This window comes from Mycobacterium sp. DL592, from assembly GCF_011694515.1.
Classification (GTDB): domain Bacteria; phylum Actinomycetota; class Actinomycetes; order Mycobacteriales; family Mycobacteriaceae; genus Mycobacterium.
The window spans coordinates 753974-780074 of sequence record NZ_CP050192.1; the positions used below are offsets into that span (position 1 = coordinate 753974).

General features: G+C 67.9%; 24 protein-coding genes and 1 pseudogene. 12 read left to right on the forward strand and 13 right to left on the reverse strand.

The features are described 5' to 3' along the window. Positions 1 to 3: 3 nt before the first annotated feature. From HBE64_RS03745 to HBE64_RS03755, 3 genes are all read right to left on the reverse strand, one after another. Positions 4 to 795 carry an SDR family oxidoreductase gene (locus HBE64_RS03745; protein WP_167097890.1) on the reverse strand — a complete coding sequence of 264 codons (792 nt, stop codon included), beginning with the start codon at positions 793 to 795 and terminating at the stop codon, positions 4 to 6. A 126-nt stretch (positions 796 to 921) separates the two neighbouring features. Next, positions 922 to 1860, reverse strand: coding sequence for a Ku protein (locus tag HBE64_RS03750; RefSeq protein ID WP_167097893.1), 939 nt, complete (start codon positions 1858 to 1860; stop codon positions 922 to 924). Positions 1861 to 1895: 35 nt separating this feature from the next. Continuing rightward, complete coding sequence (locus HBE64_RS03755) at positions 1896 to 2123, reverse strand: hypothetical protein (protein WP_167097895.1); 228 nt, start codon at positions 2121 to 2123, stop codon at positions 1896 to 1898. Between the two features lie 32 nt (positions 2124 to 2155). Here HBE64_RS03755 and HBE64_RS03760 point away from each other — a divergent pair, with 32 nt between their 5' ends. Beyond that, on the forward strand, positions 2156 to 4423 hold the full coding sequence (locus HBE64_RS03760) for an ATP-dependent DNA ligase (RefSeq protein ID WP_167097897.1): 2268 nt from the start codon (positions 2156 to 2158) through the stop codon (positions 4421 to 4423). A 2-nt stretch (positions 4424 to 4425) separates the two neighbouring features. Here the strand turns inward: HBE64_RS03760 and rnhA are convergent, their stop codons facing one another. The 6 genes from rnhA to HBE64_RS03790 all read right to left on the reverse strand — a co-directional run bounded on the left by rnhA (position 4426) and on the right by HBE64_RS03790 (position 10142). Continuing rightward, complete coding sequence (rnhA, locus tag HBE64_RS03765) at positions 4426 to 4899, reverse strand: ribonuclease HI (protein WP_167097899.1); 474 nt, start codon at positions 4897 to 4899, stop codon at positions 4426 to 4428. 35 nt (positions 4900 to 4934) lie between these two features. Beyond that, positions 4935 to 5558 (reverse strand): glyoxalase, encoded by a 624-nt coding sequence (locus HBE64_RS03770; RefSeq protein ID WP_167097901.1) that lies wholly within the window; start codon positions 5556 to 5558, stop codon positions 4935 to 4937. A gap of 15 nt (positions 5559 to 5573) precedes the next feature. Further along, entirely contained in the window at positions 5574 to 6890 is a 1317-nt protein-coding gene (locus HBE64_RS03775) for an HNH endonuclease signature motif containing protein (protein WP_167097903.1), read from the reverse strand. 103 nt (positions 6891 to 6993) lie between these two features. Next, entirely contained in the window at positions 6994 to 7704 is a 711-nt protein-coding gene (locus tag HBE64_RS03780; protein ID WP_167097905.1) for a phosphatase PAP2 family protein, read from the reverse strand. A 28-nt stretch (positions 7705 to 7732) separates the two neighbouring features. Then, a complete protein-coding gene (locus HBE64_RS03785; protein WP_167097906.1) occupies positions 7733 to 9604 on the reverse strand; it encodes an acetate--CoA ligase in 1872 nt (623 codons plus the stop codon). Positions 9605 to 9713: 109 nt separating this feature from the next. After that, positions 9714 to 10142 carry an SRPBCC family protein gene (locus tag HBE64_RS03790; protein WP_167097908.1) on the reverse strand — a complete coding sequence of 143 codons (429 nt, stop codon included), beginning with the start codon at positions 10140 to 10142 and terminating at the stop codon, positions 9714 to 9716. 43 nt (positions 10143 to 10185) lie between these two features. Between HBE64_RS03790 and HBE64_RS03795 the strand changes: the two genes are divergently transcribed. Continuing rightward, positions 10186 to 10986: an enoyl-CoA hydratase/isomerase family protein gene (locus HBE64_RS03795; protein ID WP_167097911.1), complete on the forward strand. Its 801-nt coding sequence runs from the start codon at positions 10186 to 10188 to the stop codon at positions 10984 to 10986. A gap of 3 nt (positions 10987 to 10989) precedes the next feature. Here HBE64_RS03795 and HBE64_RS03800 read toward each other — a convergent pair whose 3' ends face one another. After that, a complete protein-coding gene (locus HBE64_RS03800; RefSeq protein ID WP_167097913.1) occupies positions 10990 to 11856 on the reverse strand; it encodes a TIGR03619 family F420-dependent LLM class oxidoreductase in 867 nt (288 codons plus the stop codon). A gap of 237 nt (positions 11857 to 12093) precedes the next feature. On the opposite strand from HBE64_RS03800, the gene HBE64_RS03805 reads away from it, so the two are divergent. Then, positions 12094 to 13065: an AraC family transcriptional regulator gene (locus HBE64_RS03805; protein ID WP_167097915.1), complete on the forward strand. Its 972-nt coding sequence runs from the start codon at positions 12094 to 12096 to the stop codon at positions 13063 to 13065. A gap of 3 nt (positions 13066 to 13068) precedes the next feature. Here HBE64_RS03805 and HBE64_RS03810 read toward each other — a convergent pair whose 3' ends face one another. Then, positions 13069 to 13557 carry a DUF2231 domain-containing protein gene (locus HBE64_RS03810; protein WP_167097917.1) on the reverse strand — a complete coding sequence of 163 codons (489 nt, stop codon included), beginning with the start codon at positions 13555 to 13557 and terminating at the stop codon, positions 13069 to 13071. A gap of 30 nt (positions 13558 to 13587) precedes the next feature. On the opposite strand from HBE64_RS03810, the gene HBE64_RS03815 reads away from it, so the two are divergent. From HBE64_RS03815 to HBE64_RS03840, 7 genes and pseudogenes are all read left to right on the forward strand, one after another. Continuing rightward, the gene (locus tag HBE64_RS03815; RefSeq protein ID WP_167097919.1) at positions 13588 to 15891 is read left to right on the forward strand and encodes a heavy metal translocating P-type ATPase; all 2304 of its coding nucleotides are present in this window, start codon (positions 13588 to 13590) and stop codon (positions 15889 to 15891) included. Next, positions 15888 to 17057 (forward strand): MFS transporter, encoded by a 1170-nt coding sequence (locus HBE64_RS03820; protein WP_167097921.1) that lies wholly within the window; start codon positions 15888 to 15890, stop codon positions 17055 to 17057. The genes HBE64_RS03815 and HBE64_RS03820 overlap by 4 nt, the downstream gene beginning before the upstream one ends. 10 nt (positions 17058 to 17067) lie before the next feature. After that, positions 17068 to 17802 carry a precorrin-6A synthase (deacetylating) gene (gene cobF / locus HBE64_RS03825; RefSeq protein WP_167097923.1) on the forward strand — a complete coding sequence of 245 codons (735 nt, stop codon included), beginning with the start codon at positions 17068 to 17070 and terminating at the stop codon, positions 17800 to 17802. Positions 17803 to 17831: 29 nt separating this feature from the next. Beyond that, positions 17832 to 18224 carry a phage holin family protein gene (locus HBE64_RS03830; RefSeq protein ID WP_167097925.1) on the forward strand — a complete coding sequence of 131 codons (393 nt, stop codon included), beginning with the start codon at positions 17832 to 17834 and terminating at the stop codon, positions 18222 to 18224. A gap of 18 nt (positions 18225 to 18242) precedes the next feature. Beyond that, a pseudogene (locus HBE64_RS24595) lies at positions 18243 to 18437 on the forward strand (DNA-formamidopyrimidine glycosylase family protein); the annotation flags it as partial. A 201-nt stretch (positions 18438 to 18638) separates the two neighbouring features. Beyond that, positions 18639 to 19106: a zinc finger domain-containing protein gene (locus HBE64_RS24600; protein ID WP_243841604.1), complete on the forward strand. Its 468-nt coding sequence runs from the start codon at positions 18639 to 18641 to the stop codon at positions 19104 to 19106. 29 nt (positions 19107 to 19135) lie between these two features. Then, positions 19136 to 19885 (forward strand): SDR family oxidoreductase, encoded by a 750-nt coding sequence (locus tag HBE64_RS03840; RefSeq protein ID WP_167097929.1) that lies wholly within the window; start codon positions 19136 to 19138, stop codon positions 19883 to 19885. 174 nt (positions 19886 to 20059) lie between these two features. Here HBE64_RS03840 and pgi read toward each other — a convergent pair whose 3' ends face one another. Continuing rightward, a complete protein-coding gene (pgi, locus tag HBE64_RS03845; RefSeq protein ID WP_167097931.1) occupies positions 20060 to 21709 on the reverse strand; it encodes a glucose-6-phosphate isomerase in 1650 nt (549 codons plus the stop codon). A gap of 51 nt (positions 21710 to 21760) precedes the next feature. On the opposite strand from pgi, the gene HBE64_RS03850 reads away from it, so the two are divergent. Continuing rightward, on the forward strand, positions 21761 to 23218 hold the full coding sequence (locus HBE64_RS03850; RefSeq protein WP_167097934.1) for an NAD-dependent succinate-semialdehyde dehydrogenase: 1458 nt from the start codon (positions 21761 to 21763) through the stop codon (positions 23216 to 23218). 27 nt (positions 23219 to 23245) lie between these two features. On the opposite strand, the gene HBE64_RS03855 is transcribed toward HBE64_RS03850, so the two are convergent. Continuing rightward, positions 23246 to 23509 (reverse strand): chorismate mutase, encoded by a 264-nt coding sequence (locus HBE64_RS03855; RefSeq protein WP_167097936.1) that lies wholly within the window; start codon positions 23507 to 23509, stop codon positions 23246 to 23248. 247 nt (positions 23510 to 23756) lie between these two features. Between HBE64_RS03855 and pcrA the strand changes: the two genes are divergently transcribed. Further along, positions 23757 to 26099 (forward strand): DNA helicase PcrA, encoded by a 2343-nt coding sequence (gene pcrA, locus HBE64_RS03860; protein ID WP_167097938.1) that lies wholly within the window; start codon positions 23757 to 23759, stop codon positions 26097 to 26099. Positions 26100 to 26101 lie beyond the last annotated feature (2 nt).

The window sequence follows — 26101 nt, forward strand, 5'->3', positions numbered from 1 at the left end:
TCCTTACAGGTCGGGGATCGGGAGATCCAGGTTCGGCATGTTGAGGCCGCCGTCGACCTCCAGCGTCTTGCCGGTGAGGTAGCTGGCAGCGGGCGAGGCGAGGTAGACCGCGGCGGCGGCGATGTCGGCGGGATCGCCGAGGCGACGCAACGGGGTGGCTTTCTCCATCGGGTCGCGCAGCTCGTCGCTGGAGGCCACGATCTCCAGCGCGGAGGTCAGGATGGACCCCGGTGCGATGGCGTTGACCCGGATCTTGGGGCACAGGTCCAGCGCGGTCAGCCGGGTGTACTGGGCCAGGGCGGCCTTGGCGGTGCTGTAGGCGGCGAAACCGCGGCCCGCGGTACGGCCCATCGTCGATGTGATGTTGATGATGTTGCCGCCGCCGGAGTGCTCGAGCATCAGCGGCACCGCGGCCACGGTCAACGCGTGCGCGGTCAGAACGTTGAACGTGAAAGCGTCCTTCATCGCCTTGACGCTGGTGGCCAGCAGTGCGTTCGGCATGGTGCCGCCGACGTTGTTGACGACGATGTCCAGCTTGCCGAACGCCTCGACGGCTTTACCGGCGAGCTCGGCCGTGGTCTCCGGGTGGGAGAGATCGCCGACGACGATGTGCGCGCGGCGTCCCAGTGCCTCGATCTGCCCGGCGACGGCCTCGAGCTCGGACTCGGTGCGCGAGCCGATGACCACGTCGGCGCCCACTTCGGCGAAGGCGACCGCGATCGCGGCGCCCAGCCCGCGGCCAGCGCCGGTGACTACTGCAACTTGACCATCAAGGCGAAAACTATCGAGGATCACGTGTCTCTCTTCCCTTGTCCGCGAACACCGTAACAAGATCGCGGCGTCGTCCGGCCGCGAATTCCGAACGCAATTGAAACACGTTCTAGTTTCGTAATCAGCCGTATTGAAGACGACGTTGTGGCGCTACTTCTTGGCGCTGTCTGACGTCGCCGGCCTTCCGGCTCCAGCAGCCTTCTTGGCGGCAGCCTTCTTCGCGGGAGCTTTCTTCGCCGGGGCCTTCTTGGCTGCGGCTTTCTTGGCGGGCACCGTGGCTTCGCCGTCGCCGGACTGCTCGCGGCGCCTGCGCACACTGGCCTCGAGTTTGGCCAGCAGATCCGAGACGTCCTCGGTCTCGTCGAGCTGAGCGGGTTGGTCCTCGGTGGTGAAGGCTTCGCCGCCCTCCAACTTGGCCTCGACGAGTTCGCGCAGCTGCTCCTGGTAGGTGTCCTGGAAGTTCTCGGGGTGGAAGTCGTCGGTCATGGACTCGACGACCTGGCCTGCCATCTTCAGCTCGGCCGGCTTGATCTCCACCTCCTGGTCGAGCACCGGGAAGTCGGGGTCGCGGATCTCGTCGGGCCACAACAGGGTGTGCACCACCATGACGTCGCGCTTGGAGAAGTCCTTCACCCGCAGCGCCGCGAGCCGCGTCTTGTTGCGCAGCGCGAAATGCACGATCGCGACCCGGTCGGTGTCGGCGAGCGTCTTGGCCAAGAGCACATAGGACTTCGGCGATTTCCCGTCGGGCTCGAGGAAGTAACTGCGGTCATACATCAGCGGATCGATGTCGCTGGCCGGCACGAACTCGACCACTTCGATCTCGTGGCTACGTTCCTCGGGAAGGGTGGCGATATCGTCGTCGGTGATGATCACGGTCTGGCCGTTGTCGGACTCGAAGGCCTTGGCGATGTCGCGGTACTCGACGACTTCACCGCACACTTCGCAGACCCGCTTGTAGCGGATGCGCCCGTTGTCCTTGGCGTGCACCTGGTGGAACTTCAGATCGTGGTCTTCGGTGGCGCTGTACACCTTGACTGGGACGTTCACCAGACCGAAGGCGATCGAGCCTTTCCAGATGGAACGCATAGGTCCAGTATGCAGGCGTGCGGGGCGATTCCGGGTCAGACCGCGGGCTCGTCGAGGGGTGTCAGTCCGAGCGGTATGTCGGGGTTCGCGCCGGGAGCGCCGTCCATGGAAGTCCGATGATCGGGCGGGTACTGGCAGTTGTTGTTGGTGGGGGTCTCATCGCCTGAGCAGTAGGGCACGTGAATCTCGGGGTCGGCGCCGGCTACCGGCGCACCGAATACCGCGGCTGCGACCAGCAACGCGCCGGCGCCCCACCGTTTCATTGGTTCACGGTAGCAGCGGGTAATACGTTGAGATGGTGAATCAGGTGTGGCCGCCGGGTGCGACGAGAGGTCCGCGCGTCGCGCTGAGCAACGCCGACAAGGTGCTCTACCCGGCCACCGGCACCACCAAGGCCGACGTGTTCGGTTACTACACCGCCATCGCCGACGTCATGTTGCCGCACATTGCCGGCCGGCCGGTCACCCGCAAGCGCTGGCCCAACGGCGTCGACGAGCCGTCGTTCTTCGAAAAGCAGCTCGCCAGTTCGGCACCGGACTGGCTGGACCGCGCGACGGTGGTGCACCGCTCCGGTGCCACCACCTACCCGATCATCGACACCTCCACGGGGCTGGCCTGGATCGCCCAGCAGGCGGCGCTGGAAGTCCATGTGCCGCAGTGGCGCTTCACCTCAGCCGGAAAGCCCGGTCCGGCAACGCGTTTGGTGTTCGACCTCGACCCCGGCGAGGGCGTCACCATGCCGCAGCTGTGCGAGGTGGCCAATGCCGTGCGGGATCTGATGTACGACATCGGGCTGACGGTCTACCCGCTGACCAGTGGCAGTAAGGGGCTGCACCTGTATGTGCCGCTGGCCGAACCGGTCAGCAGCAGCGGCGCGGCGGTGCTCGCCCGCCGGGTGGCCCAGCAGCTGGAGCAGACCATGCCGGCCCTGGTGACCGCCACCATGACCAAGAGCCTGCGGGCCGGCAAGGTGTTTCTGGACTGGAGTCAGAACAACGCGGCCAAGACCACCATCGCGCCTTACTCGCTGCGCGGCCGCGAGCACCCCACCGTCGCGGCGCCGCGCACCTGGGACGAGATCGGCGATCCCGCGTTGCGCCACTTGGACTACACCGAGGTGCTGGCCCGGGTGGCCGAGCACGGTGACCTGTTGGCCGATCTCGACGCGGATGTGCCGCGGGAGGATCGGCTGACCACCTACCGCAGCATGCGTGATTCGGCCAAGACGCCCGAGCCGGTGCCGAAAGCCGCCCCAGCTGTTGGAGAGAACAACAGGTTCGTCATCCAGGAGCACCACGCCCGGCGGTTGCATTACGACTTCCGGTTGGAACGCGACGGCGTGCTGGTGTCGTGGGCGATCCCGAAGAACCTGCCCGACACCCCCGCGGTCAACCATCTGGCCGTGCACACCGAGGATCACCCACTGGAGTACGCGACGTTCTCCGGTGAGATTCCGAAGGGGGAGTACGGCGGCGGCAAGGTGATCATCTGGGACTCGGGCACGTATGAGGCGGAGAAGTTCCGCGATAACGAGGTGATTGTTGACCTGTACGGCCAGCGGATCTCGGGACGTTATGCCCTGATTCAGACCAAGGGTGACCAATGGCTGGCGCATCGGATGAAGGAACAACCCGCCCCGCGCCTGCAGGACTATTCGCCGATGCTGGCCACCCTGGGCTCGGTCGACAAGCTGACCGCCGCCCAGTACGCGTTCGAGGGCAAGTTCGACGGGTACCGCCTGCTGGTGGAGGTGGACCATGGGCGGCTGCGGCTGCAGTCGCGCAGCGGTCGTGACGTCACCGGCGAGTATCCCCAATTAGCTTCACTGGCAGCCGATCTCGCCGATCATGATGTGATCCTCGACGGTGAGGTGGTGGCCCTGGATGTTGACGGTGTGCCCAACTTCGGCGAGATGCAGAACCGGGTACGCGCCACCCGCATCGAGTTCTGGGCATTCGACATCCTGCGTCTCGACGGGCGGTCGCTGCTGCGCGCCACCTACCGTGATCGCCGCAAGATTCTCGAAACCTTCTCCAAGGGAACCGATCTCATCGTGCCGCCGCTGCTCGACGGTGACGGCCCGGCGGCGCTGGAGTACTCCCGGAGCAAGAACTGGGAGGGTGTGGTCGCCAAGAAGTGGGACGCCACCTACCAGCCCGGGCGACGGTCGGCGGCGTGGATCAAGGACAAGAACTGGAACACCCAGGAGATCGTGATCGGCGGCTGGCGCGAAGGCAACGGCGGGCGATCCAGTCGTATCGGTGCACTGCTGATGGGCATCCCGGGCGATGCCGGCCTGCGGTTCGTCGGCCGGGTCGGCACCGGCTTCTCCGACAAGGACCTGGCCCGGCTCAAGGACATTCTGGCGCCGCTGCACACCGACGAGTCGCCGTTCGATCCGCCGCTGCCGCGCACGGAGACCAAAGGTGTGACGTATGTGCGTCCCGAGCTCGTCGGGGAGGTGCGCTACGGCGAGTGGACGTCCGATGGCCGGCTGCGGCATCCGAGCTGGCGTGGCCTGCGGCCGGACAAGGAGCCGGCCGAGGTGGTTGTCGAGAAGTAGCCTCAGAAGCCTTGGATGCCAGTGGAACTCAGTGCCAGGGCTTCCTGTAGACCGCGGGTGGCCAGCTGGTCGGCCAGTTCGTTGTCGCCGACACCGGAGTGGCCCTTGACCCAGAACCACTCGACCTGGTGGCGCGCGCAGGCGATCTGCAGCCGCTGCCACAGGTCGACGTTTTTCACCGGTTCCTTGGCGGCGGTCAGCCAGCCGTTGCGTTCCCAGCCGTGCACCCACTTGGTGATGCCGTTGCGGACGTAGGTGCTGTCGGTATAGAGGTGCACGCTCACGGTGCGCGTGAGTGCTTCGAGGGCCATGATCGGCGCTGTCAGCTCCATGCGGTTGTTGCTGGTCTGGCTGGGTTCGCCGCCGCACATCTCCCGGACGTGCTCACGCATGCGCAGCACCGCGCCCCAGCCTCCCGGGCCCGGGTTGGGGCGGCATCCACCGTCGGTGTGGATGACGACGATGTCGTCTTGCATGCCCGCGAGAATAGGCACCAACTGCGGTGCGTCGCTCACCGGCGCGCCGAGATCATCGCCGAGCGCACCGAGATCCCGAGGTCACCGTGCCGCAACGTGGTGATCCGGCGCCCGGGCTGGACGGCGTCCTTGACCGGCAGGGTCCGGTCCCCGAAGAACTCGGCCGTCGCGTCGATGTCGTCGACGACGTAGGTGATGCCCCACAGGCTGGACGGGCCTTCACCCGCTGTCTCCGGCGAGCCGACGACCTCGACGATCACCTCACCGACGCGGAAGAAGATCTGCCGCATCGGCCGCCCGCCCATCTCCGCGTCGCGTTCCCGCCGGGCCACCACCCCGATCGTGGCCAGCGACTCGACCGTGCGCTGCAGGTCGGGGGACAGCAGCACGACATGGTCGATTCCCGTGACGCCGTTGGGGTGCGTGCCCGGGTCCGCGGGTGCTGTGTCGCAGGTCGTCGTCGGAATGCCGTCGAGGTCACCGATCCGCTCGACGCCGCTCAGGGACCAGCCGATGATGCCGGTGCCGCACTCCCGCCCGACGAGCCGCAGCCGAACACCACCGACCCGGCATACGCCGTCGGCGTCCACGGTGAAGCCGGCCTGACGCCACGCGTCGGCGGGGTCGGCGATCTCGATCTCCTCGACGCTGACGGCCATGGTGACCATCATCGACTATGGGTCGTCGTCTTCGTCATCGCGGGGTAGAAGCCGCTCGGGGTGGTGGTAGGTGTTGGTGCCGCCGATGAGCGGAACATTCGGCGGGGGAATCCATTCCGTTTGCCCATTGGGGAGTTTGCGGGTGTCCCAGCCGTCGTTCTCGGCGTGGAGGTTGTCGCGTTTGCAGGCCAGGGTGAGATCGTCGATGTCGGTGGTGCCGCCGTGTTTCCAGTCGCGCACCGCGTGGTGGACTTGGCAGTCGTAGCCGCGCACCGTGCATCCCGGGGCGGTGCAGCCCCGCTCCTTGGACAACAACATGATTCGCTGGTCTGCGGAGGCCAGACGTTTGGTGCGTCCCAGCCACAGCGACTTGCCGGTCACGCCGTCGAACACGGCCAGGTAGTTGTAAGCGTGGGATGCCAGCCGGATGACGTCGGTCATGGGGACCAGGGTGCCGCCGGCGGTGACGCCGTGTCCGGATGCGGCTTGGAGGTCTTGCAGGGTGGCGGTGACGATGACGGTGACGGGAAGACCGTTGTGCTGGCCGAGCTTTGGATCGCCGAGGTGGCGGCGCGCTAGGTCGACCAGCGCGTCGTGCTGGCGTTGGCCGTGCCCGCGTGCGTCGCGGTCGGCGGTGTCGCCGTCGGGGGTGCACATGCCGGGGGCGGCGAGTTTGGCGAACAGGGCATCGAGCATCGCGCGCAGTTCAGGTGTGGCGGTCAGCTTGCCCACACTCATCCCGTCGGCGCGCTGCCCGCCGCACCACACGAAGCCCCGTTTACGGGCCCGGTCGACATCGGAGAACGTGCCGTCGGGGTTGAGGTGCGTAGCCAGCCGTGCGGCGATCTTCTCCAGCTGATCGGGACGCAGATGCTCGGCGTGCTCGGCCAATGAGCGCTCGGCTCTGATGATCTCGGCCGGTGCGACATGGTCGGGTAGGTCGCGGAAGAACTTCTGAATGACCCGGATGTGTTCGCCGTCGAGCAGGCCGGCATCCCAGGCTTTCGCGGTGGCTGGCAGCAACGGGGCCAGCGGTTGGCCCGTCAGTGCCACGCGGGGAGCTAAGTGTTCGGCGTCGCTGATGCGGCGTTTGGCCGCGCTGCGGCTGATCCGCAGCACGTCGGCCAGCACGATCGGGATCGGCGGGCAACCCTCGTACTGCTCGAGGTGGGTGATCTGCTCGTGTGAGATCGCCACCTGGCGGCGCAGCGAGGTTTCCAGCCGTTCGAGGACCGCGAAGCGCTGATGGGCGGGCAACTCCTCGATGTCGGTCGCGCCCAGCAGTTCGACCGCTGCATCGAGCGCATCCAGCGCCTCAACGATCGAACTCATGTTCGAAACACTACCCCGGCCCACCGACAAGAACCGACTCCCGAACCCATCCTGGGGACGAACCCGGATGTGTGGAAAACCCCTAGAACCAACAGGATCCGGTTCACTGCCGCCGTTTCGGCGGCCTCAGGGCGGCGGTGCCCGCGGCCACGATCGCGGCGCTGAGAACCGTGCCACCGACGACGTCGCTGAAGATATGGGCCCCGGTATGCAACGCGAGGAAGGCTACGAACACGGCACCGGTCACCGCGGGGACCGCCAGCGTCGCCTTGGTGAGCGGACTGCATCCGGTGCCCAGACACACCGCGATCATCCCGAGCAGGGTTGCACTGGTGGTGACGTGGCCGGACGGGAACGAGTGCGCGTACTCGACCAGCGACCCGTCGTGAAGTGCGGCCAGGGTTGCGGGCGTCCGGACGACCACCGCCTTGAGGGTCTGTTCGGCGGCCACGCCGACCGCGACTCCGCCGATGACGACCACCGCGCGTAGCGCCGACCTGGCCTGTAAGGCCAGCAGCGTTCCGCAGATCACCCCGGCCGCCGCGAACGGTATCGGTTGGCCGAGATAGTAGAAGACGTCCTGGGAGTTGATGCGCAACCGATGGAATCGGTGCCAATAGAACCAGTCGAACATCGAGGCGTCGAGCGAAACGATCCGGGGAGCGTTGATCTCCAGCGCGAGAAGTGCCAGGAGTGTGAATGACGCGACCGACAGCACCGCCAGCGACGCCCTGCCCCGAACAACTGCGGCCGTCGTGCCCAGCAGTGCCGCGGCGACGGCAAGAACGGTCTTCACCGTGTGGATGTCGGTCACCGGGTACAGGGTAGAGCCGGGAAGCCGACTAGCCCTGCAGGATTGGCCGCAACGTCTCCAGCACCGCGGGGTCCTCGATGGTCGAGGGCATCGGCTCATCCTTGCCGTGTGCGATACCACGCATCGTCTTGCGCAGGATCTTGCCCGACCGGGTCTTCGGCAGCGCAGGCACCACGTCGACCAACCGGAAGCAGGCCACCGCTCCGATCTCGTCGCGCACCGCCGCCACCAGTTCCGCGGCCAGACCCTCGGCCGACGCGCCGGCCTTGAGGACGACGAATCCGCGCGGCACCTGGCCCTTGATCTCGTCGGCCACGCCGATCACCGCGCACTCGGCCACCGCCGGGTGCGCGGCCAGCACGGCTTCGATCGAGCCCGTCGACAACCGATGTCCCGCAACGTTGATGACATCGTCGATGCGGCCCATCACGAACAGGTACCCGTCGTCGTCGATGTACCCGCCGTCGCCGGTCAGATAGAACCCGGGGTGCTCGCACAGATACGACGCCTCGTAGCGGGCGTCGTCGCCCCACAGCGTGGGCAGCGTGCCGGGCGGCAGCGGCAGGCTGATGCAGATCGCGCCCTCCTCGCCCGGGGCACACGGCGAACCGTCGACCTGAAGGATCTGCACGTCGTACCCGGGCATCGGCACCGTGGGAGAGCCGGCCTTGAGCGGAAGCTGCTCGATACCAACGGGATTGGCCGCGATCGCCCAGCCGGTTTCGGTCTGCCACCAGTGATCGACCACCGGCACACCCAGCTTCGCCGACGCCCACGCGTACGTGTCGGGGTCCAGCCGCTCACCGGCCTGGAACAAGTATTTCAGCGACGACAGATCGTAGCGGCTGATGTGCGAGGCCTCCGGGTCTTCCTTACGGATCGCCCGGATCGCGGTCGGCGCGGTGAACAGCGCCTTCACCCCGTACTTGGAACATACCCGCCAGAACGCGCCGGGATCCGGTGTGCCAATGGGCTTTCCCTCGTACAGCACCGTCGTCGCACCGGCCAGCAGCGGGCCATAGACGATGTAGGAATGGCCAACCACCCAGCCGACGTCGGAGGCCGCCCAGAACACGTCACCGGGGTCGATGTCGTAAACATTGCGCATGCTCCACAGCAGCGCCACCGCATGCCCGCCGTTGTCGCGGACGATGCCCTTGGGTTTACCGGTGGTGCCGGAGGTGTAGAGCACGTAGAGCGGATCGGTGGCCGCCACCGGCACGGGAGCCGCCGGCGACGCAGACGCCATCGCCTCGGCCCAGTCCAGATCCCGGCCCTCGACCAGTTCGCACCGCAGCCGGTCGCGCTGGACGATCACACATGCGCCGGGCTGGTGCGACGCCAACTCCAGGGCGTGGTCCAGCATCGGCTTGTACTCGACGACGCGGGTCGGCTCGATCCCGCATGATGCCGAGACGATGACGGCGGGCTGCGCGTCGTCGATGCGGGTGGCCAGTTCGTGGGCTGCGAACCCGCCGAACACCACGGAATGCACCGCGCCCAGGCGTGCGCACGCCAGCATCGCGATCACGGCCTCGGGGATCATCGGCATGTACAGCACTACGCGGTCACCCTTGCCGACCCCGAGTGAGCGCAGGGCGCCGGCGAAACGCGCTGTCTCGTCGAGTAATTCGCGGTAGGTGAACACCCGCTTGGTCCCGGTGACCGGGGAGTCGTAGATCAGCGCCGGCTGCTCGGCGCGGCCCTCGTCGACATGGCGGTCCAGCGCATTGGCGCACGTGTTGAGCTCCGCGTCGGGGAACCACCGATAGAACGGGGGATTGGTGTCGTCGAGAATCCGCTGCGGCTCCCGCGTCCACGTCACCGCGCGCGCAGCCTGCGCCCAGAACGCCGCCGGATCGGCGACACTGGCGTCGAACAACTCTCGATAACCGCCCATACCGGCTCCCTCCCGTCGTTGGGTGCATGCACCGTAGCGCGGTGAGGTGTCGCAGGTCTCATCGGCAGCTGATTTGTCGCCGAACGCACCGACTTCTGCGCCGAGCGGCTCAGGCCAGGGCGGCGAGGTTGGTCACGGACCGCCGGACGTCGGATTCCAGGACCCGGGCTACCAGCCGGCCGACCGGGCCACTGAGCAGACCGCCGGACAGGTCGGCGCTCAGATGAAAACAGGTGCGCTGATAGTCGTCGACGACCTTCATCGTGATGCCGATCGTGATGCCGGGCTTACCGGTGCCGACCAACTCGATCGAGTGCGGCTCGTCGTATCCGGTCACACACCACCGGATCGTGTTGCGGAAGCCCTTCACCTTGATCAGCGACGACACACAGGTGCCCTCGCCGATCTGCGCCGGCACCGGGCTGCGCCACCCGGCGAAGATCGTCATCCACTCGTCGAACCGCGCCAGGTCCGACGCCAGCGCCCACGCCCGCTGCGGGCTCACCTCGGAGGGCACCGACACGTCGACAGTTGCCATGGCCCGCCTATACCCGGTGCCGCCCCGGCGCTAACGTGCACGCATGCCCGCTGTGGAATTCACCGAACTCGATGACGGCATCGCCGGCGTCACGCTGAACCGGCCCGACCTGCTCAACGCGATCGACGGCGCGTTGCTCGACGGCATTGACGACGCCCTGGACAAGCTCAGTTCGTGGAACTACCGGGTGGCCGTGCTCACCGGAGCCGGCCGCGGGTTCTGCGCGGGCGCCGACCTCAGCGGCACCGGGCAGCCGTGGACGCCGCCGGCCGGCGCCCCGTTCAAGACCACCTACGACGCGCAGGTGCGACTGGCCGACCAGATGACCCGACTCTACGAGCTGCCTATCCCGGTGATCGCCGCCGTCAACGGCGTGGCCGTCGGCGGCGGGCTGGCCTATGCGCTGCACTGCGACATCCGAATCGCCTCGCAGACCGCGCGATTCGGGTCGGTGTTCATCAAGGCCGGCTTCTCCTCGATGGACATGGGCACCAGCTATCTGCTGCCCAAGATCGTCGGCGCGGGAGCGGCCCGCGAGCTGATGCTCACCGGGCGGATCATCGACGCCGACGAGGCCTACCGGATCGGGCTGGTGCACGAGGTGGTGCCCCAGGACAGGCTTGCCGATGCTGCCCTCGAGATGGCCCGAACCATCGCCGCCAACAACGCTTTCGGCGTGTGGCAGACCAAGACCGGACTCAATACGGCGCTGGACGCCCCGAGCTTGCGGCATGCCAAGGAGATCGAGAACCGTACCCAGGTGCTGACCGGGTTCACCAAGAACCCGATGGAGGCTGCGATGGCGCACCGGGAGAAGCGGGCCCCGAAGTGGGATCCGCTGTAACGGTCAGACCTTGGCGATGACGTTCTCGGCGAACCACTCCAGGTTGCGGATCTTGGAATCCAGCGGCTCGGTGTCGGGCCCCTTGATGTAGGGGACACGGAATCCGACGATCACGTCGGTGACGCCTTTGTCCTCCAGCCTCTTCACGCCGTCGACGGTGAAGCCGTCGATCGAGATGACGTGAACCTGGAAGTCCTTGTCGGCCGTGCCCTCTTCCTCGCGGTAGCGGTTCAGCTTGGCCAGCAGCTCGTCGAGATCTTCTTCGCCGCCGCCGTGCATCCAGCCGTCGTTGCGCGCCGCCCGGCGCAGCGCCGCGTCGGCATGGCCGCCGATGAGGATCGGGATGGGCTCGGTCGGCGCCGGGGTCATCTTCGTCTTGGGGATGTCGTAGAACTCGCCGTGATACTCGAAGTAGTCGCCACTGGTGAGACCGCGGATGATGTCGATGCACTCGTCCATCCGTTTGCCTCGTTTGGCGAACGGCACGCCCATGAGTTCGTAGTCCTCCGGCCACGGGCTGGTGCCGACGCCGAGCCCGACGCGGTTGCCGATCAGCGACACCAGCGAACCGGCCTGCTTCGCCACCAGGGCGGGCGGGCGAATCGGCAGCTTGAGCACGAAGAAGTTGAACTTCAGCGTCGTGGTGACCGCGCCGAGGGCGGCGGTGATCACAAAGGTCTCGATGAACGACTTGCCGTCGAGGAACTCGCGATTGCCGTCGGGAGTGTACGGATACTTCGAGTCGGACTCGAAGGGGTAGGCCACGCTGTCGGGGATCGTCATCGCGTCGTAGCCCGCAGCTTCGGCGGCCTTTGCCAACGGGATATAGAACGACGGGTCGGTCATCGCCTCGGCGTATGTGAATCGCATACCGCGATAGTAGAACGTGTTCTAATTTTCGTTCAGAGATGCTGTCAGATCGTCCTGCGCCGAGGTATTCTCTGCCCTGAGTTGAGAACAACGCTCGAGCGTCTCCTCAGTTGAGGGGCGTGTGCACCGCAACCATGCCACTGGCGGTTCGGTCGCCGAGGTTCTCATGCGACGACACATCCGACAGCTCTGCGATGGCGGCGGTTGATGACGCCGGCATGAGTCAGGAGCCCACGGATGACCGCAGTCCTCGAGTCACCTCCTCCGCAGAAATCCACCTGCACGACCGCGGACCCCGCCGCCGTCGCGGACTTCATCGGCAGCGCGCACGGGATATGCGGCCGCGTCGAGGGGCTTCGCAGCGACCGTCCGATCACGTTGTCGCACGTGGTGATGGGCCCGGTCAGCCTGTGCACGGCGCACATCCCCGGCGAGTTGACCTTCGAATCCGCGCCCGCGCCATGCTTTGTCGTCACCCACGTCAGATCCGGCACCATGCACCTGGGTACGGACACCCTCGCCGAGGCCTGCCGCGCCGGCGACACCGTCCTGGCCATCCGCCCCGGCAGGACCTGCCGGGCCCGCCTCGTCGACGCCGAGGTATCGCTTACCGCGCTGACCCCGGACGTACTGGCCGAGATCACCGGTGACCTGGACCGGGGCCCCGTGCGGTTCACCTCGGGGCGGCCCCGCTCGGCGCCCGCCGCCGCGCAGTGGCAGACGGCGGTCGATTATGTCGCGACAACGCTGGCTGACCGGGCCGGAGCCGGCGGCTATGACCAGGTCGTCGCAGGGGCGGTTCGGCTACTGGCCGCCACGATGCTGCAGGTCTTCCCCAACACGTTCGCCGACGCCGACGACCACACCGTCGACACCATGGACACCTGGCCGCCGATGCTGCGCCGGGCCGTCGAGTTCATGCACGCCAACTGCGCCCGCGATATCGGCATGACCGACGTGGCGCGGGCCCTGAACGTCACCCCGCGGGCGGTCCAATACCTGTTCCGCCGGCACCTCGACGTCAGCCCGATGACGTACCTGCGCCAAATCCGGCTGCGCCGGGCCCACCGTGACCTGATATCCGCCGATCCGGCCAAGGACACCGTCGCCGCGATCGCCGTGCGCTGGGGCTTCGCCCACACCGGCCGGTTCAGCCAGGCCTACCGCGCCGAGTTCGGCCAGTCGCCCAGCGTGACGCTGCGCGGCTGAGGGCTATTCGCCACCCTCACCCGAGGACGACGTCAACGGGATCTCGCTCCACGTCGCTTTCGCGCCGGAGTCCCCGATCCGGTACACCTGCACGATTGTGCCGACACCGGCGACCAGCACCACCACGGCGACGATGGCGTTGAGCACTGTCGAGACCGGCTTGCCCCGGCCGGCCCGCAGGTGCACCACGGCGATCAGCACCGCCGCGACGAGCAGACCGCCCGCGAAGACGATCATCGTGTCGCCCAGTTCGGCGTGGGTGTGCAGCAACGGGGTGCGCGCGACGTGGTGCTCGAGGTACTCACCGGCCTCGGTGGTCAGCGGTGTGAGCACGGCGACAGCACCGGCCAGGGCCAGCACCAGCCACACCAGCCGCTGACGGGCGGCCGGCCACAGTGCACACAGGATCGCCAGGGCAGCGGTCAGCGGCGCGAGCACCACGATGAAGTGCACAAACAGCACGTGCGCGGGAAGTCCGTTAAACGTTGACACGCGGCGGATGTTACGCCCGGTAGGTGGATGATGAGTTCCGTGAAGGATGCGACGCGCTGGGCCCTGCTGGCGGTGACGCTTGCGGCGCTGACCGGCGGCGGCGTGGCCTGGCTCCTCGGCGCGCACACCGTGGCCGACGGCTGCTGGATCGCCGGCACGCTCGCGGCCCTGGTGCCCGCCGTGTGGTGGGTCATCGCGGCGCTGCGCTCGGGCCGCCTCGGAGTGGACATCCTCGCGGTGCTGTCGCTGGCCGGTGCGCTGGCGGTTGGGGAATACCTGGCCGGCGCACTGGTCGGCGTCATGCTTGCGACCGGTCAGGCCCTCGATGCCGCCGCCGAACGGCGGGCCACCAAAGACCTTCGCGCACTTCTGGATCGGGTACCGCACACCGCCCGGCGGCGCAACGGCGACGATGTCGAGGTCGTCGGACTGGACGCGATCGTCGTCGACGACATCATCATCGTCGGGCCCGGTGAGGTGCTGCCGGTCGACGGGCTGGTGCTGTCGGAGTACGCCGTACTCGACGAGTCGGCGCTCACCGGTGAGGCGGCCCACGTGCGCCGTGAGCAGGGTGAGCCGCTGTGTAGCGGAGTGGTCAACGCCGGTGGAGGGCTGGAACTGCGCGCCTCGGCCACCGCCGCCGACAGCACGTACGCCGGCATCGTGGCCCTGGCCAAACAAGCGGCGGCCGAGTCGGCGCCGGTCGTGCGCATCGCCGATCGCGTGGCGGTGTGGTTCGTCCCGGCCGCTCTGGTGCTGGCCGGCCTGGCCTGGCTGTTCAGCGGGTCGCCGGAACGCGCGGTGGCCGTGCTGGTGGTCGCCACCCCCTGCCCCCTGCTGCTCGCGGCGCCGGTCGCCATCGTCTCCGGCCTATCCCGCACGTCGCGCATCGGTGTTCTGGTGCGCGGCGGCGGCGCCCTCGAAACACTAGGCCGGGCAAGCACTTTGGTGCTCGACAAGACGGGCACGTTGACGTCGGGACGGCCCCGAGGCACCGACGTCGCGGTGGCCGCCGGCTGGGCTGTCGACGACGTCCTGCGGCTGGCGGCCTCCGCCGACCAGCTGTCGCCGCACGTCCTGGCCGCTGCGATCGTCGGCGAAGCCCGGCTGCGGGGGCTTGCGCTCAGCGTGCCCAGCCTGGTCAGTGAAGAGGCCGGAACAGGTGTCTCGGCGATCGTCGAAGGCCGTCGCGTGGTGGTCGGCAACCTGGATCTCGACGAGGATCTTCCGGAGTGGGCGGCCGCGGTCCTGTCCCGGGCGTCGCTGGATGGCGCGGTGGTGGCCTGGGTGCGCGTCGACGACGACCTGGCCGGGGCGATCCTGCTGACCGACCCACTGCGGCCCGACGCGCCGCGCACACTGCGCCGGCTGCGGGCCGCCGGCATCACGCGGCTGGTAATGCTCACCGGGGACCGTCCCGCACCGGCCCGCCAGATCGGCACCGTCCTGGGCCTCGACGAGGTGGCCGCCCAGCAGACCCCCGCAGACAAGGTCGCCAGGGTGCGCGCCGAGCGGGCGAAGGCCGTGACGGCGATGGTGGGCGACGGCGTCAACGATGCCCCGGCACTGGCCGCCGCCGACGTCGGTATCGCGATGGGGGCTCGCGGGTCGACGGCGAGCTCGGAGGCCGCCGACATCGTGCTGACCGCCGACCGGCTGGACCGGCTGGCCGATGCCAAGCTGATCGCCCGGCGTTCCCGGCGGATCGCGGTGCAAAGCGCCGTCGTGGGGATGGGTCTGTCGCTGGTCGCGATGGGATTCGCCGCCGCGGGCCTGCTGCCACCCGCTGCCGGCGCACTGCTGCAGGAAGGTATCGACCTCGCCGTGATCCTCAATGCGCTGCGCGCCCTGCGCGGCGACCACACCGGGCCGCCGCCGCTGAGCCGTGACGCCCAGGACCTGGTCGCGCGGTTCGCCGCCGAACACGACCGCATGCGCGATGATCTGTCGGTGCTGCGCGAAACCGCCCGCCAGGTCGCCGCGGGCGAACCGGCCGGCGTCGACTCACTGCGCGCGGCCGACACCTTCCTCCAGGACACCCTGCTACCCCACGAGGACGCCGAGGACAGCGCGCTCTACCCGGAACTAGCGCGGCCACTGGGCAGCGCCGAAGCAACAGCGACCATGAGCCGCACGCACGCCGAAATCCACCGCCTTGCACAGCGGTTGCACACCCACCGGGAACTGGCCGATGAGCGCAGGGCTGTGCGTCCCGAACAGGCCGACGACCTGCTGGCCTGCCTCTACGGCCTGTACGCACTGCTGTGTCTGCACTTCGTCCAGGAAGAGGAGAACTTCTTCGTCCTGGCGCCGGCCTTTCTGAACACCCCGTGACACAACAGAATTGGCTGACCCGCAATGTGCGGGTGCTCTCTGCGGTGTCCTTCCTGCAGGACGCCGCCAGCGAGTTGCTCTACCCGCTGCTGCCCATCTACCTGACCGCGGTACTGGGTGCGCCGCCGTCGGTCGTAGGAGCGATCGAGGGGGCCGCCGAGGGCGCGGCCTCGATGACCAAACTGGCCGTCGGGCCACTCGGTGACCGCTTCGCCAAACGCCCTTTGATCGCAACCGGTTACGGCATGGCGGCACTGGGCAAGGTGATCATCGCCATTGCGGCGGCATGGCCCGGGGTGCTGGCCGGGCGGGTCGTCGACCGGCTGGGCAAGGGGATCCGCGGCGCACCCCGTGACGCATTGCTGGTTGAGGGTATCGAAAAGTCGTCACGTGGACGGGTTTTCGGCTTTCACCGTGCGATGGACACCCTCGGTGCGGTGGTCGGCCCGCTGATCGGCCTGGCGGGGTATGAACTGCTGGACCATCGGATTGCGCCGCTGCTCTATGTCGCGATCGTGCCCGCCGTGCTGTCGGTCCTGCTGATCGTCTTCGTGCGAGAGCAGCGCCGCGACGGCCCGCGCCCACCACGCCAACCGATCTTCCGCGGACTGCGGGACCTGCCCGGTCGCTACTGGCGGGTGACCGCGGTGGTGGTCGGCTTCGGCATCGTCAACTTCCCCGACGCGCTGCTGCTGTTGCGGCTCAACGAAATCGGCTTCGGGGTCGTCGGGGTGATCCTGGCCTACGTCGGCTACAACCTGGTCTACGCGCTGGCCAGCTTCCCCGCCGGGGCGCTCGCCGACCGGCTGCCCCGCTCCGCGGTGTTCGGGTTCGGGCTGGTGTTCTTCGCCGTCGGCTACATCGGTCTGGGGCTGACCACCGACCTGCTGACCGCGTCGCTTCTGCTGGGCGCCTACGGGTTGTTCACCGCCTGCACTGACGGGGTGGGCAAGGCGTGGATCTCCTCGCTGGTACCCGATGACCGGCAGGCGACGGCCCAGGGCGTGTTCCAGGGGGCGAGCGGTCTGGCGATCCTGGCGGCCGGGGTGTGGGCCGGACTGCTGTGGGGCGCCGACGGGCGCCTGCCGCTGCTGGTGTCCGGCGTCGCCGGGGCGTGCTTCGCGGCGGTGCTCCTGGCGCCGTGGCTGGTCAGCCGCACTCGATAGGCTCGCCGGTATGCGTCGCATCCACGTCATCGGCATCGGCGCCGGCGACCCCGACTACGTGACGGCGCAGGCGGTCCGCGCGCTCAACGACACCGAGGTGTTCTTCGCGATGGACAAGGGCCAGGCCAAGAGCGACCTCGTCGAGTTGCGGCGCGAGATCTGCCGCCGCTTCATCACCCGGCCGGGCTACCGGTTCGTCGAGTTGCCCGATCCCACGCGCGCGGCCGACGCGGACTACACCCGGGCCGTCGCCGACTGGCACACCGCCCGGGCCCGGATGTGGGCCAGCGCCATCGAGACCGAACTCGGGCCCGACGGTGTCGGTGCCTTCCTGGCCTGGGGTGACCCGTCGCTGTATGACTCCACCCTGCGCATCCTCGACCAGGTCGCCGAACATGTGGAGTTCGACTACGACGTCATCCCGGGCATCACCGCGATCCAGGCCCTGACCGCCCGGCACCGCATCCCATTAAACGACGTCGGAGAACCCGTGCTCGTCACCACCGGGCGGCAGCTGCGCGGCAGCGGGCTGACCGGTTCGGCTGTGGTGATGCTCGACGGCGAGTGCTCGTTCCTCGGCTGCCCGCCGCAGACGCGGATCTGGTGGGGCGCCTACCTGGGTACACCCGACGAAATCCTGGTGACCGGCACGGTCGGCGAGGTGGGCGATCAGATCGCCGCCGTTCGAGCAGACGCCCGCTCCCGGCACGGCTGGATCATGGACATCTACCTGCTTCGCAGTTAGTTCGCCGCTGCCGTGGGAGGATTCCACCCATGGGGTCATTTCTCCTGCGCGCCGCGGTCACCGGCCTGGCGCTGTGGGTCGTCACACTCGTCGTGCCCGGCATCACCTTCGTCGGCGGCGACACCTCCCTGCAACGGGTCGGCATCGTCCTGGTCGTGGCGGTGATCTTCGGGGTGGTCAACGCGATCATCAAACCCATCGTGCAACTGGTGTCGATCCCGCTCTACATCCTCACCCTGGGTCTGATCCACGTCGTCATCAACGCCCTGATGCTGTGGATCACCGCCTGGATCACCGAGCACACCACCCACTGGGGACTGCAGATCAACCAGTTCTGGTGGACCGCCATCTGGGCGGCGATCGTGCTCTCCATCGTCGGCTGGCTGTTCTCGCTGCCGCTGCGCAGCGCCGAACGGATCTAGCGTCGCTAGCCTGGAGTCATGCCCGAACTGCCGGAAGTCGAGGCGCTCGCCGACCACTTGCGCCGGCATGCCATCGGTGCGACCGTCGGGCGCATCGACGTCGGCGCGCTGTCGGTGCTCAAGACGTTCGACCCGCCGCCCACCGCACTGCACGGCCAGACCGTCACCGGTGCATACCGGTGGGGCAAGTACCTGGGCCTGCAGGCCGGTGAGCTCTACCTGATCACCCACCTGTCACGGGCAGGCTGGCTGCGCTGGTCGGACAAGCTGGCCGCGGTGCCGCTGAAACCCGGTAAGAGCCCGATCGCGCTGCGGGTACACCTCGGAACGCCCGGCGAGGCACCAGGATTCGACCTGACCGAGGCCGGCACCCAGAAGCGCCTGGCGGTGTGGATCGTGCGCGACCCGGCGCAGGTGCCCGGCATTGCGACGCTCGGACCGGACGCCCTCGAGCTCACCGCCGATCACCTCGCCGAGATCCTTGCCGGACAGTCCGGGCGGATCAAGACCGTAATCACCGATCAGAAGATCATCGCCGGGATCGGCAACGCCTACAGCGACGAGATCCTGCACGTCGCCAAGCTGTCGCCCTTCGCGACCGCCGCCAAGCTCACCGAGTCCCAGCGCTCGGCGCTCTACGACGCCATGACGTCGGTGCTGACCGACGCAGTGCAACGGTCCGTGGGACAGCAGGCCGCGACGCTCAAGGGGGAGAAGCGATCCGGGCTGCGGGTGCACGCCCGGACCGGGCTGCCCTGCCCGGTCTGTGGGGACACGGTGCGGGAAGTCTCGTTCGCCGACAAGTCTTTTCAGTACTGCCCGACGTGCCAGACCGGAGGCAAGGTCTTGGCCGACCGACGGATGTCGCGGCTGCTGAAATAGGGACCCGATCGCTTGGATAAGGTCCGTGCATGACCCGGCAGAAAATTCTCATCACCGGCGCGAGCTCCGGCCTCGGCGCGGGCATGGCCCGCGAGTTCGCGGCCAAAGGACGTGATCTGGCGCTGTGCGCGCGCCGCGTCGACAGGCTCGACGAACTCAAAGCCGAGCTGACCGCGCGCCACCCCGGCATCACCGTCGCCGTGGCCGCCCTCGACGTCAACGACCACGAGCAGGTGCCCAAGGTGTTCGCCGAACTTGCCGACGCCCTCGGCGGCCTTGACCGCGTCATCGTCAACGCCGGCGTCGGCAAGGGGGCCCCGCTGGGCACCGGCAAACTGTGGGCCAACAAGGCCACCATCGAAACCAACCTCGTCTCCGCGCTGGTCCAGGTTGAGACCGCCTTGGAGATGTTCAAGAAGGCCGGCTCCGGGCACCTTGTGCTGATCTCCAGCGTGCTGGGCAACAAGGGCGTGCCCGGTGTGAAGGCGGCCTACTGCGCCAGCAAGGCCGGGGTGTCCTCGCTCGGGGAGTCACTGCGCGGCGAATATGCTTCCGGCCCAATAAAAGTCACCGTCATCGAGCCGGGGTATATCGAGTCGGAGATGACGGCCAAGTCGAACTCCACCATGCTGATGGTCGACAACCAGACCGGGGTGCGGCAGATCGTCAAGGCCGTGGAACGCGAGACCGGGCGGGCGATCGTGCCGGCCTGGCCGTGGGTTCCGCTGGTCACGCTGCTGCGGCTGTTGCCGCCGCGGTTCACCAGGCCGTTCTCCTGACGAGCATCGCCGACAGTAACCTCACGGCGGTCCGGAGGCCGATTTTCCGCCGTGAGGTTACTGTCGGCGCGAGTCTGGCGGCTCAGCGAACCCGGCCGTGCCCGATGGCCGGGCTTCGCTTCGCAGGCTCAGCGAACCCGGCCCTGCCCGATGGCCGGGCTTCGCTTCGCAGGCTCAGCGAACCCGGCCGCGTTCCTCGCGGTAGCGGCGCACCAGTTCGTCGGTCGAGCTGTCGGTCTGCTCGGCCGGCGAGCCATCACTGGTGATCACCCCGAGCAGCGCCTTGGCCTGCGTCTTGCCCAGTTCGACGCCCCACTGGTCGAACGAGTCGATGCCCCAGATCACCCCTTCGGTGAACACCTGATGTTCGTAGAGCGCGATCAACTGGCCGACCACCGACGGGTTGAGGCGATTAGCCAGAATGGAAGTACTCGGCCGGTTGCCCGGCATCACCTTGTGCGGCACCACATTTGCGGCAGTGCCCTCGGCGGCGATCTCCTGCGCGGTCTTACCGAATGCCAGCACCTGGGTCTGGGCGAAGAAGTTGCTCATCAGCAGGTCGTGCATGCTGCCGCCGCCGTCGGCCGTCGGCAGGTCGTCGGTGGGCTCGCTGAACCCGATGAAGTCAGCAGGCACCAGCCGGGTGCCCTGGTGCAGCAGCTGATAGAACGCATGCTGACCGTTGGTGCCCGGTTCGCCCCAGAAGATCTCACCCGTCGAGGTGGTCACCGGGGTGCCGTCCACTTTCACCGACTTGCCGTTGGACTCCATGGTCAGCTGCTGCAGATAGGCCGCAAAGCGCGACAGGTCATTGGAGTACGGCAGCACCGCGCGCGTCTCGGCGCCGAAGAAGCCGGAGTACCACAACCCGATCAGCCCGAGCAGCGCCGGCGCATTCTCCTCCAGCGGCGCGGTCGCGAAATGCCGGTCTACGACATGGAATCCGGACAGGAAGTCGGCGAACGCCTCCTTGCCGATCACCGCCATCACCGACAGACCGATCGCCGAGTCCACCGAATAACGGCCGCCCACCCAGTCCCAGAAACCGAACATGTTGGCCGTGTCGATCCCGAACCCCTCGACGAGCTTGGCGTTCGTCGACACCGCGACGAAATGCTTGGCCACCGCGGCGTCACCGAGCGCATCGGTCAGCCAGCGGCGGGCTGCGGTGGCGTTGGTCAGCGTCTCCAGCGTCGAGAACGTCTTGGAGGCGACGATGAACAGCGTCGTGGCAGGGTCGAGTCCGTCGAGTTTGGCCACCAGATCGGCGGGGTCGACGTTGGAGACGAACCGCGCCGAGATGCCGGCGTCGGCGTAGTGGCGCAACGCCTGATACACCATCACCGGCCCGAGATCGGAGCCGCCGATGCCGATGTTGACCACCGTCTTGATGCGCTCACCGGTCGCGCCGGTCCACTCTCCGTTGCGCAGCCGGTCGGTGAACCCGCCCATCGCGTCGAGCACCTCGTGCACGTCGGCGACCACGTCCTGCCCGTCGACGGTCAGGGCGGCATCACGCGGCAACCGCAGCGCCGTGTGCAGCACCGCGCGGTCCTCCGAGGTGTTGATGTGCACCCCAGACAACATCGCGTCGCGGCGCCCCTCGAGGTCCGCCGCCCGGGCCAGGTCGACCAGCAGGGCCAGGGTCTCGCGGGTGACGCGGTGCTTGCTGTAGTCGATGTAGAGATCCCCGACGGTCATGGTCAGCTCACGGCCACGGCCGGGGTCCTCGGCGAAGAATTCACGGAGGTGTTTGCCGGCGATCTCGTCGTAGTGGCGGCGCAGCGCGTTCCATTGCGGGGTGGCGGAGATGTCGACGGTCATTCCAAGAACCCTAATGCGGGGAAGTGTCCTGGGGAGGGGATGATGGAGCCTATGAGCTCTCCAGATATTGAACGGCTGTTGGCCTCGGTTCCGACCGGTTTGTGGATCGGCGGCGAGGAGCGAACAGCCTCGTCGACCTATGACGTGCTCGACCCGTCCAACGACGAGGTCCTGACCAAGGTGGCCAACGCCACCGCGGAGGACGCCATCGCCGCGCTCGACGCAGCCTGCGCGGTGCAGGCGCAGTGGGCCGCCACCCCGCCGCGGGAACGCGGGGAGATCCTGCGAACGGTGTTCGACACGATCATCGAGCGCACCGACGAGATCGCCACCCTGATGACCCTGGAAATGGGCAAGGTGTTCGCCGAGAGCCAGGGCGAAGTGCGCTACGGCGCGGAGTTCTTCCGCTGGTTCGCCGAGGAAGCCGTCCGAATCGGCGGCCGCTACGCGCAGGCGCCGGCCGGCACCGGGCGCATCATCGTCACCAAGGCGCCCGTCGGACCGTGCTACGCGATCACCCCGTGGAACTTCCCGCTGGCCATGGGAACCCGCAAGATCGGCCCGGCGCTGGCCGCCGGCTGCACGATGATCGTCAAGCCCGCGCAGGAGACGCCGCTGAGCATGCTGCTGCTGGCCAAGCTCATCGACGAGGCCGGTCTGCCCAAGGGTGTGCTCTCGGTGCTGCCGACCAACCAGCCGCGGGAGGTCACCACCGCGCTGATCGACGACGGCCGGCTGCGCAAGCTGACCTTCACCGGCTCGACCGGGGTGGGTAAGGCGCTGGTGAAGCAATCCGCGGACGCGCTGCTGCGCACGTCGATGGAACTCGGCGGCAACGCCCCGTTCGTGGTGTTCGACGACGCCGACGTCGACGCGGCCGTCGAGGGCGCCATGCTGGCCAAGATGCGCAACGGCGGTGAGGCCTGCACGGCGGCCAACCGCCTGCACGTCTCCAACGCGGTCATCGACGAGTTCACCGACAAGTTCGTCAAGCGGATGGCCGAGGTCAACCTCGGCAACGGCCTGGACCCGAGCGCCAAGCTCGGCCCGCTGGTCAACGCCAAGCAGGTGTCCACGGTCCAGGACCTGGTCGACGACGCGGTGGAGAAGGGCGCCACCGTGGCCCTGGGCGGGCAGGCCCCCGGCGGCCCGGGCTGCTTCTACCCGGCGACCGTGCTGACCGACGTCCCGGCGAACGCCCGCATCCTCAAGGAAGAGGTGTTCGGGCCCGTCGCCCCGATCATCGGTTTCGATACCGAAGAGGAAGGTATCGCGGCCGCCAACGACACCGAATACGGGCTGGCGTCCTACATCTATACCGAGTCGCTGGACCGGGCGCTTCGGGTGGCCGAGGCCCTCGAATCGGGCATGGTCGGCGTCAACCGCGGTGTGATCTCGGATCCGGCCGCGCCGTTCGGCGGTGTCAAGGAGTCCGGGTTCGGCCGTGAAGGCGGCTACGAGGGCATCGAGGAATACCTCGACACCAAGTACATCGCGCTGACCAAGTAGCCGATTTCGTCGAGCGGGGGACCGGCGTCAGTGCCCGAGCCGGCCCCTGCCCATCCGCAGCAGCAGCATCGCCAGGTCCTTGCCGTCCGGCCCGAGCTCACTGTAGCGCTCGATGACCTTCATCTCGCGGCTGTGCACCAGCCGGGTCCCGCCGGAGGCCATCCGGGCACGGCCGATCTCACGCGAAACCTCGGTGCGGCGCTTGACGGCTGCCAGGATCTCGGCGTCGAGCCGGTCGATCTCGATACGCAATGCGTCGATGTCAGGCATTTGTTCTGCTTCTACAGTCATCGCTTCGTTTCTCCTCGTGTGAGGCTGCTGGTCTCATCGCGGTCCGGACCTCACACAAGAGACGAGCCCCGGATCCGGATTGCGGACCGCGGGGCTCTCGGGTTTCGAGCAGCTATGCCTCCACGGGTGCCGCGCTCCGGTACCCGTAGAAAAATCGCCGCCGTGCAGTGAGCACTAAAGAAGTGTGCCACCACGCGCCGGTCCTGTGCAAAAAACTGTCGCCTTGCAGCGGTAAGTTGGGTCAGACATGAGTGTGCACGTGACCGAATTCAAACCCCCTGCCGACGCAGCCGAGCTTCTCGACGGCCTCAACCCGCAGCAGCGTCAGGCGGTGCTGCACGAGGGCGCCCCGCTGCTCATCGTCGCCGGCGCGGGATCGGGCAAGACCGCTGTGCTCACCCGGCGGATCGCCTACCTGCTGGCCGCCCGCGACGTCGGCCCGGGCCAGATCCTGGCGATCACGTTCACCAACAAGGCCGCCGCCGAGATGCGTGAACGGGTGGTCGCCCTGGTTGGGGCGCGGGCCCGCAACATGTGGGTGTCGACGTTCCACTCCACCTGTGTGCGCATCCTGCGTAACCAGGCCTCGCTACTGCCGGGCCTGAACTCCAACTTCTCGATCTACGACGCCGACGACTCGCGCCGGCTGTTGCTGATGATCGGCAAGGACATGGGCCTGGACGTCAAGCGGTACTCGCCGCGGCTGCTGGCCAACGGAATCTCCAACCTCAAGAACGAACTGATCAGCCCCGAGGACGCGGTGGCGGCCCTCGAACCGGGAACCGACGACCTGGCCCGCACCGTCGCCAGCGTCTACGGCGAATACCAGCGGCGGCTGCGGGCAGCCAATGCGCTCGACTTCGACGACCTGATCGGCGAGACGGTCGCTGTGCTGCAGGCGTTCCCGCAGATAGCCCAGTACTACCGCAGACGATTTCGCCACGTCCTGGTCGACGAGTACCAGGACACCAACCACGCGCAGTACGTTCTGGTCCGCGAGCTTGCCGGTCACGGCGCCGTCGGCCCCGACGAGGTGCCGCCCAGTGAGCTGTGCGTGGTCGGTGACGCCGACCAGTCGATCTACGCCTTCCGCGGAGCGACGATCCGCAACATCGAGGACTTCGAGCGCGACTTCCCCAACGCCACCACGATCCTGCTCGAGCAGAACTACCGCTCCACCCAGAACATCCTGACGGCCGCGAACTCGGTGATCTCCCGTAACGCGGGGCGGCGCGAGAAGCGGCTGTGGACCGAAGAAGGTGACGGCGAGCTGATCGTCGGCTATGTCGCCGACAACGAACACGACGAGGCCAGGTTCGTCGCGGGGGAGATTGACGCGCTGGCCGATCGCGACGGGTTCTCCTACAACGATTTCGCGGTGTTCTACCGGACCAACAACTCCTCGCGCGCACTCGAAGAGGTCTTCATCCGCGCCGGCATTCCCTACAAGGTGGTCGGTGGCGTTCGGTTCTACGAGCGCAAGGAGATTCGCGACATCGTCGCCTACCTGCGGGTGCTCGACAACCCGGGTGACGCCGTCAGCCTGCGGCGCATCCTCAACACCCCGCGCCGCGGTATCGGCGACCGGGCCGAGGCCTGCGTCGCGGTCTACGCCGAGAACACCGGGTCGACGTTCGCCGACGCGCTGACCGCCGCCGCCCAGGGCAAGGTGCCGATGCTCAACACCCGCTCGGAGAAGGCGATCGCCGGTTTCGTCAATCTTCTCGACGGCCTGCGCGGCCGCCTGGACGACGAGCTCGGCGACCTGGTCGAGGCCGTCCTCGACCGCACCGGCTATCGCAGCGAGCTGGAGTCCTCCAGCGATCCGCAGGACCTGGCCCGGCTGGACAACCTCAACGAATTGGTCAGCGTCGCACACGAATTCAGCACCGACCGGGCCAACGCGGCCGCGCTGGCCGAGGGCGCCGAGGATGCCGACGGCGCCGACGAGGACGTGCCCCAGACCGGCATGCTCGCCGAGTTCCTGGAGCGGGTGTCACTGGTCGCCGACTCCGACGAGCTGCCCGAACACGACTCCGGCGTGGTCACGATGATGACCCTGCACACCGCCAAGGGGCTGGAGTTCCCCGTGGTGTTCGTGACCGGCTGGGAGGACGGCATGTTCCCGCACATGCGGGCGCTGGGCGATCCGACCGAGCTGTCCGAGGAACGCCGGCTGGCCTACGTCGGGATCACCCGGGCGCGTCAGCGGCTCTACCTCACCCGCGCCAAGGTGCGTTCGTCGTGGGGGCAGCCGATGCTCAACCCCGAATCCCGGTTTCTGCGTGAGATTCCCGAGCATCTGCTCGACTGGCGGCGCACCGATCCCACACCGTCCTACAGCGCGCCGATCAGCGGTGCCGGGCGGTTCGGGGGCACCCCCCGCCCGTCACCGATGCGGCCGTCCGGCGGCAGCAAGCGCCCGCTGCTGGTGCTCGAACCCGGCGACCGGGTCAGTCACGACAAGTACGGTCTGGGCCGAGTCGAAGAGGTCTCCGGGGTGGGGGAGTCGGCGATGTCGCTGATCGACTTCGGCAGCGCCGGCCGGGTCAAGCTGATGCACAACCACGCCCCGGTCACCAAGCTCTAGAG

Coding starts and splice junctions, on each gene's coding strand:
- HBE64_RS03750 (WP_167097893.1), bottom strand. CDS start 1,860: ATGCGTTCCATCTGGAAAGGCTCGATCGCCTTCGGTCTGGTGAACGTC.
- HBE64_RS03755 (WP_167097895.1), bottom strand. CDS start 2,123: ATGAAACGGTGGGGCGCCGGCGCGTTGCTGGTCGCAGCCGCGGTATTC.
- HBE64_RS03760 (WP_167097897.1), top strand. CDS start 2,156: ATGGTGAATCAGGTGTGGCCGCCGGGTGCGACGAGAGGTCCGCGCGTC.
- rnhA (WP_167097899.1), bottom strand. CDS start 4,899: ATGCAAGACGACATCGTCGTCATCCACACCGACGGTGGATGCCGCCCC.
- HBE64_RS03770 (WP_167097901.1), bottom strand. CDS start 5,558: ATGGCCGTCAGCGTCGAGGAGATCGAGATCGCCGACCCCGCCGACGCG.
- HBE64_RS03775 (WP_167097903.1), bottom strand. CDS start 6,890: ATGAGTTCGATCGTTGAGGCGCTGGATGCGCTCGATGCAGCGGTCGAA.
- HBE64_RS03785 (WP_167097906.1), bottom strand. CDS start 9,604: ATGGGCGGTTATCGAGAGTTGTTCGACGCCAGTGTCGCCGATCCGGCG.
- HBE64_RS03790 (WP_167097908.1), bottom strand. CDS start 10,142: ATGGCAACTGTCGACGTGTCGGTGCCCTCCGAGGTGAGCCCGCAGCGG.
- HBE64_RS03795 (WP_167097911.1), top strand. CDS start 10,186: ATGCCCGCTGTGGAATTCACCGAACTCGATGACGGCATCGCCGGCGTC.
- HBE64_RS03800 (WP_167097913.1), bottom strand. CDS start 11,856: ATGCGATTCACATACGCCGAGGCGATGACCGACCCGTCGTTCTATATC.
- HBE64_RS03805 (WP_167097915.1), top strand. CDS start 12,094: ATGACCGCAGTCCTCGAGTCACCTCCTCCGCAGAAATCCACCTGCACG.
- HBE64_RS03815 (WP_167097919.1), top strand. CDS start 13,588: ATGAGTTCCGTGAAGGATGCGACGCGCTGGGCCCTGCTGGCGGTGACG.
- cobF (WP_167097923.1), top strand. CDS start 17,068: ATGCGTCGCATCCACGTCATCGGCATCGGCGCCGGCGACCCCGACTAC.
- HBE64_RS03830 (WP_167097925.1), top strand. CDS start 17,832: ATGGGGTCATTTCTCCTGCGCGCCGCGGTCACCGGCCTGGCGCTGTGG.
- HBE64_RS03840 (WP_167097929.1), top strand. CDS start 19,136: ATGACCCGGCAGAAAATTCTCATCACCGGCGCGAGCTCCGGCCTCGGC.
- pgi (WP_167097931.1), bottom strand. CDS start 21,709: ATGACCGTCGACATCTCCGCCACCCCGCAATGGAACGCGCTGCGCCGC.
- HBE64_RS03850 (WP_167097934.1), top strand. CDS start 21,761: ATGAGCTCTCCAGATATTGAACGGCTGTTGGCCTCGGTTCCGACCGGT.
- HBE64_RS03855 (WP_167097936.1), bottom strand. CDS start 23,509: ATGACTGTAGAAGCAGAACAAATGCCTGACATCGACGCATTGCGTATC.
- pcrA (WP_167097938.1), top strand. CDS start 23,757: ATGAGTGTGCACGTGACCGAATTCAAACCCCCTGCCGACGCAGCCGAG.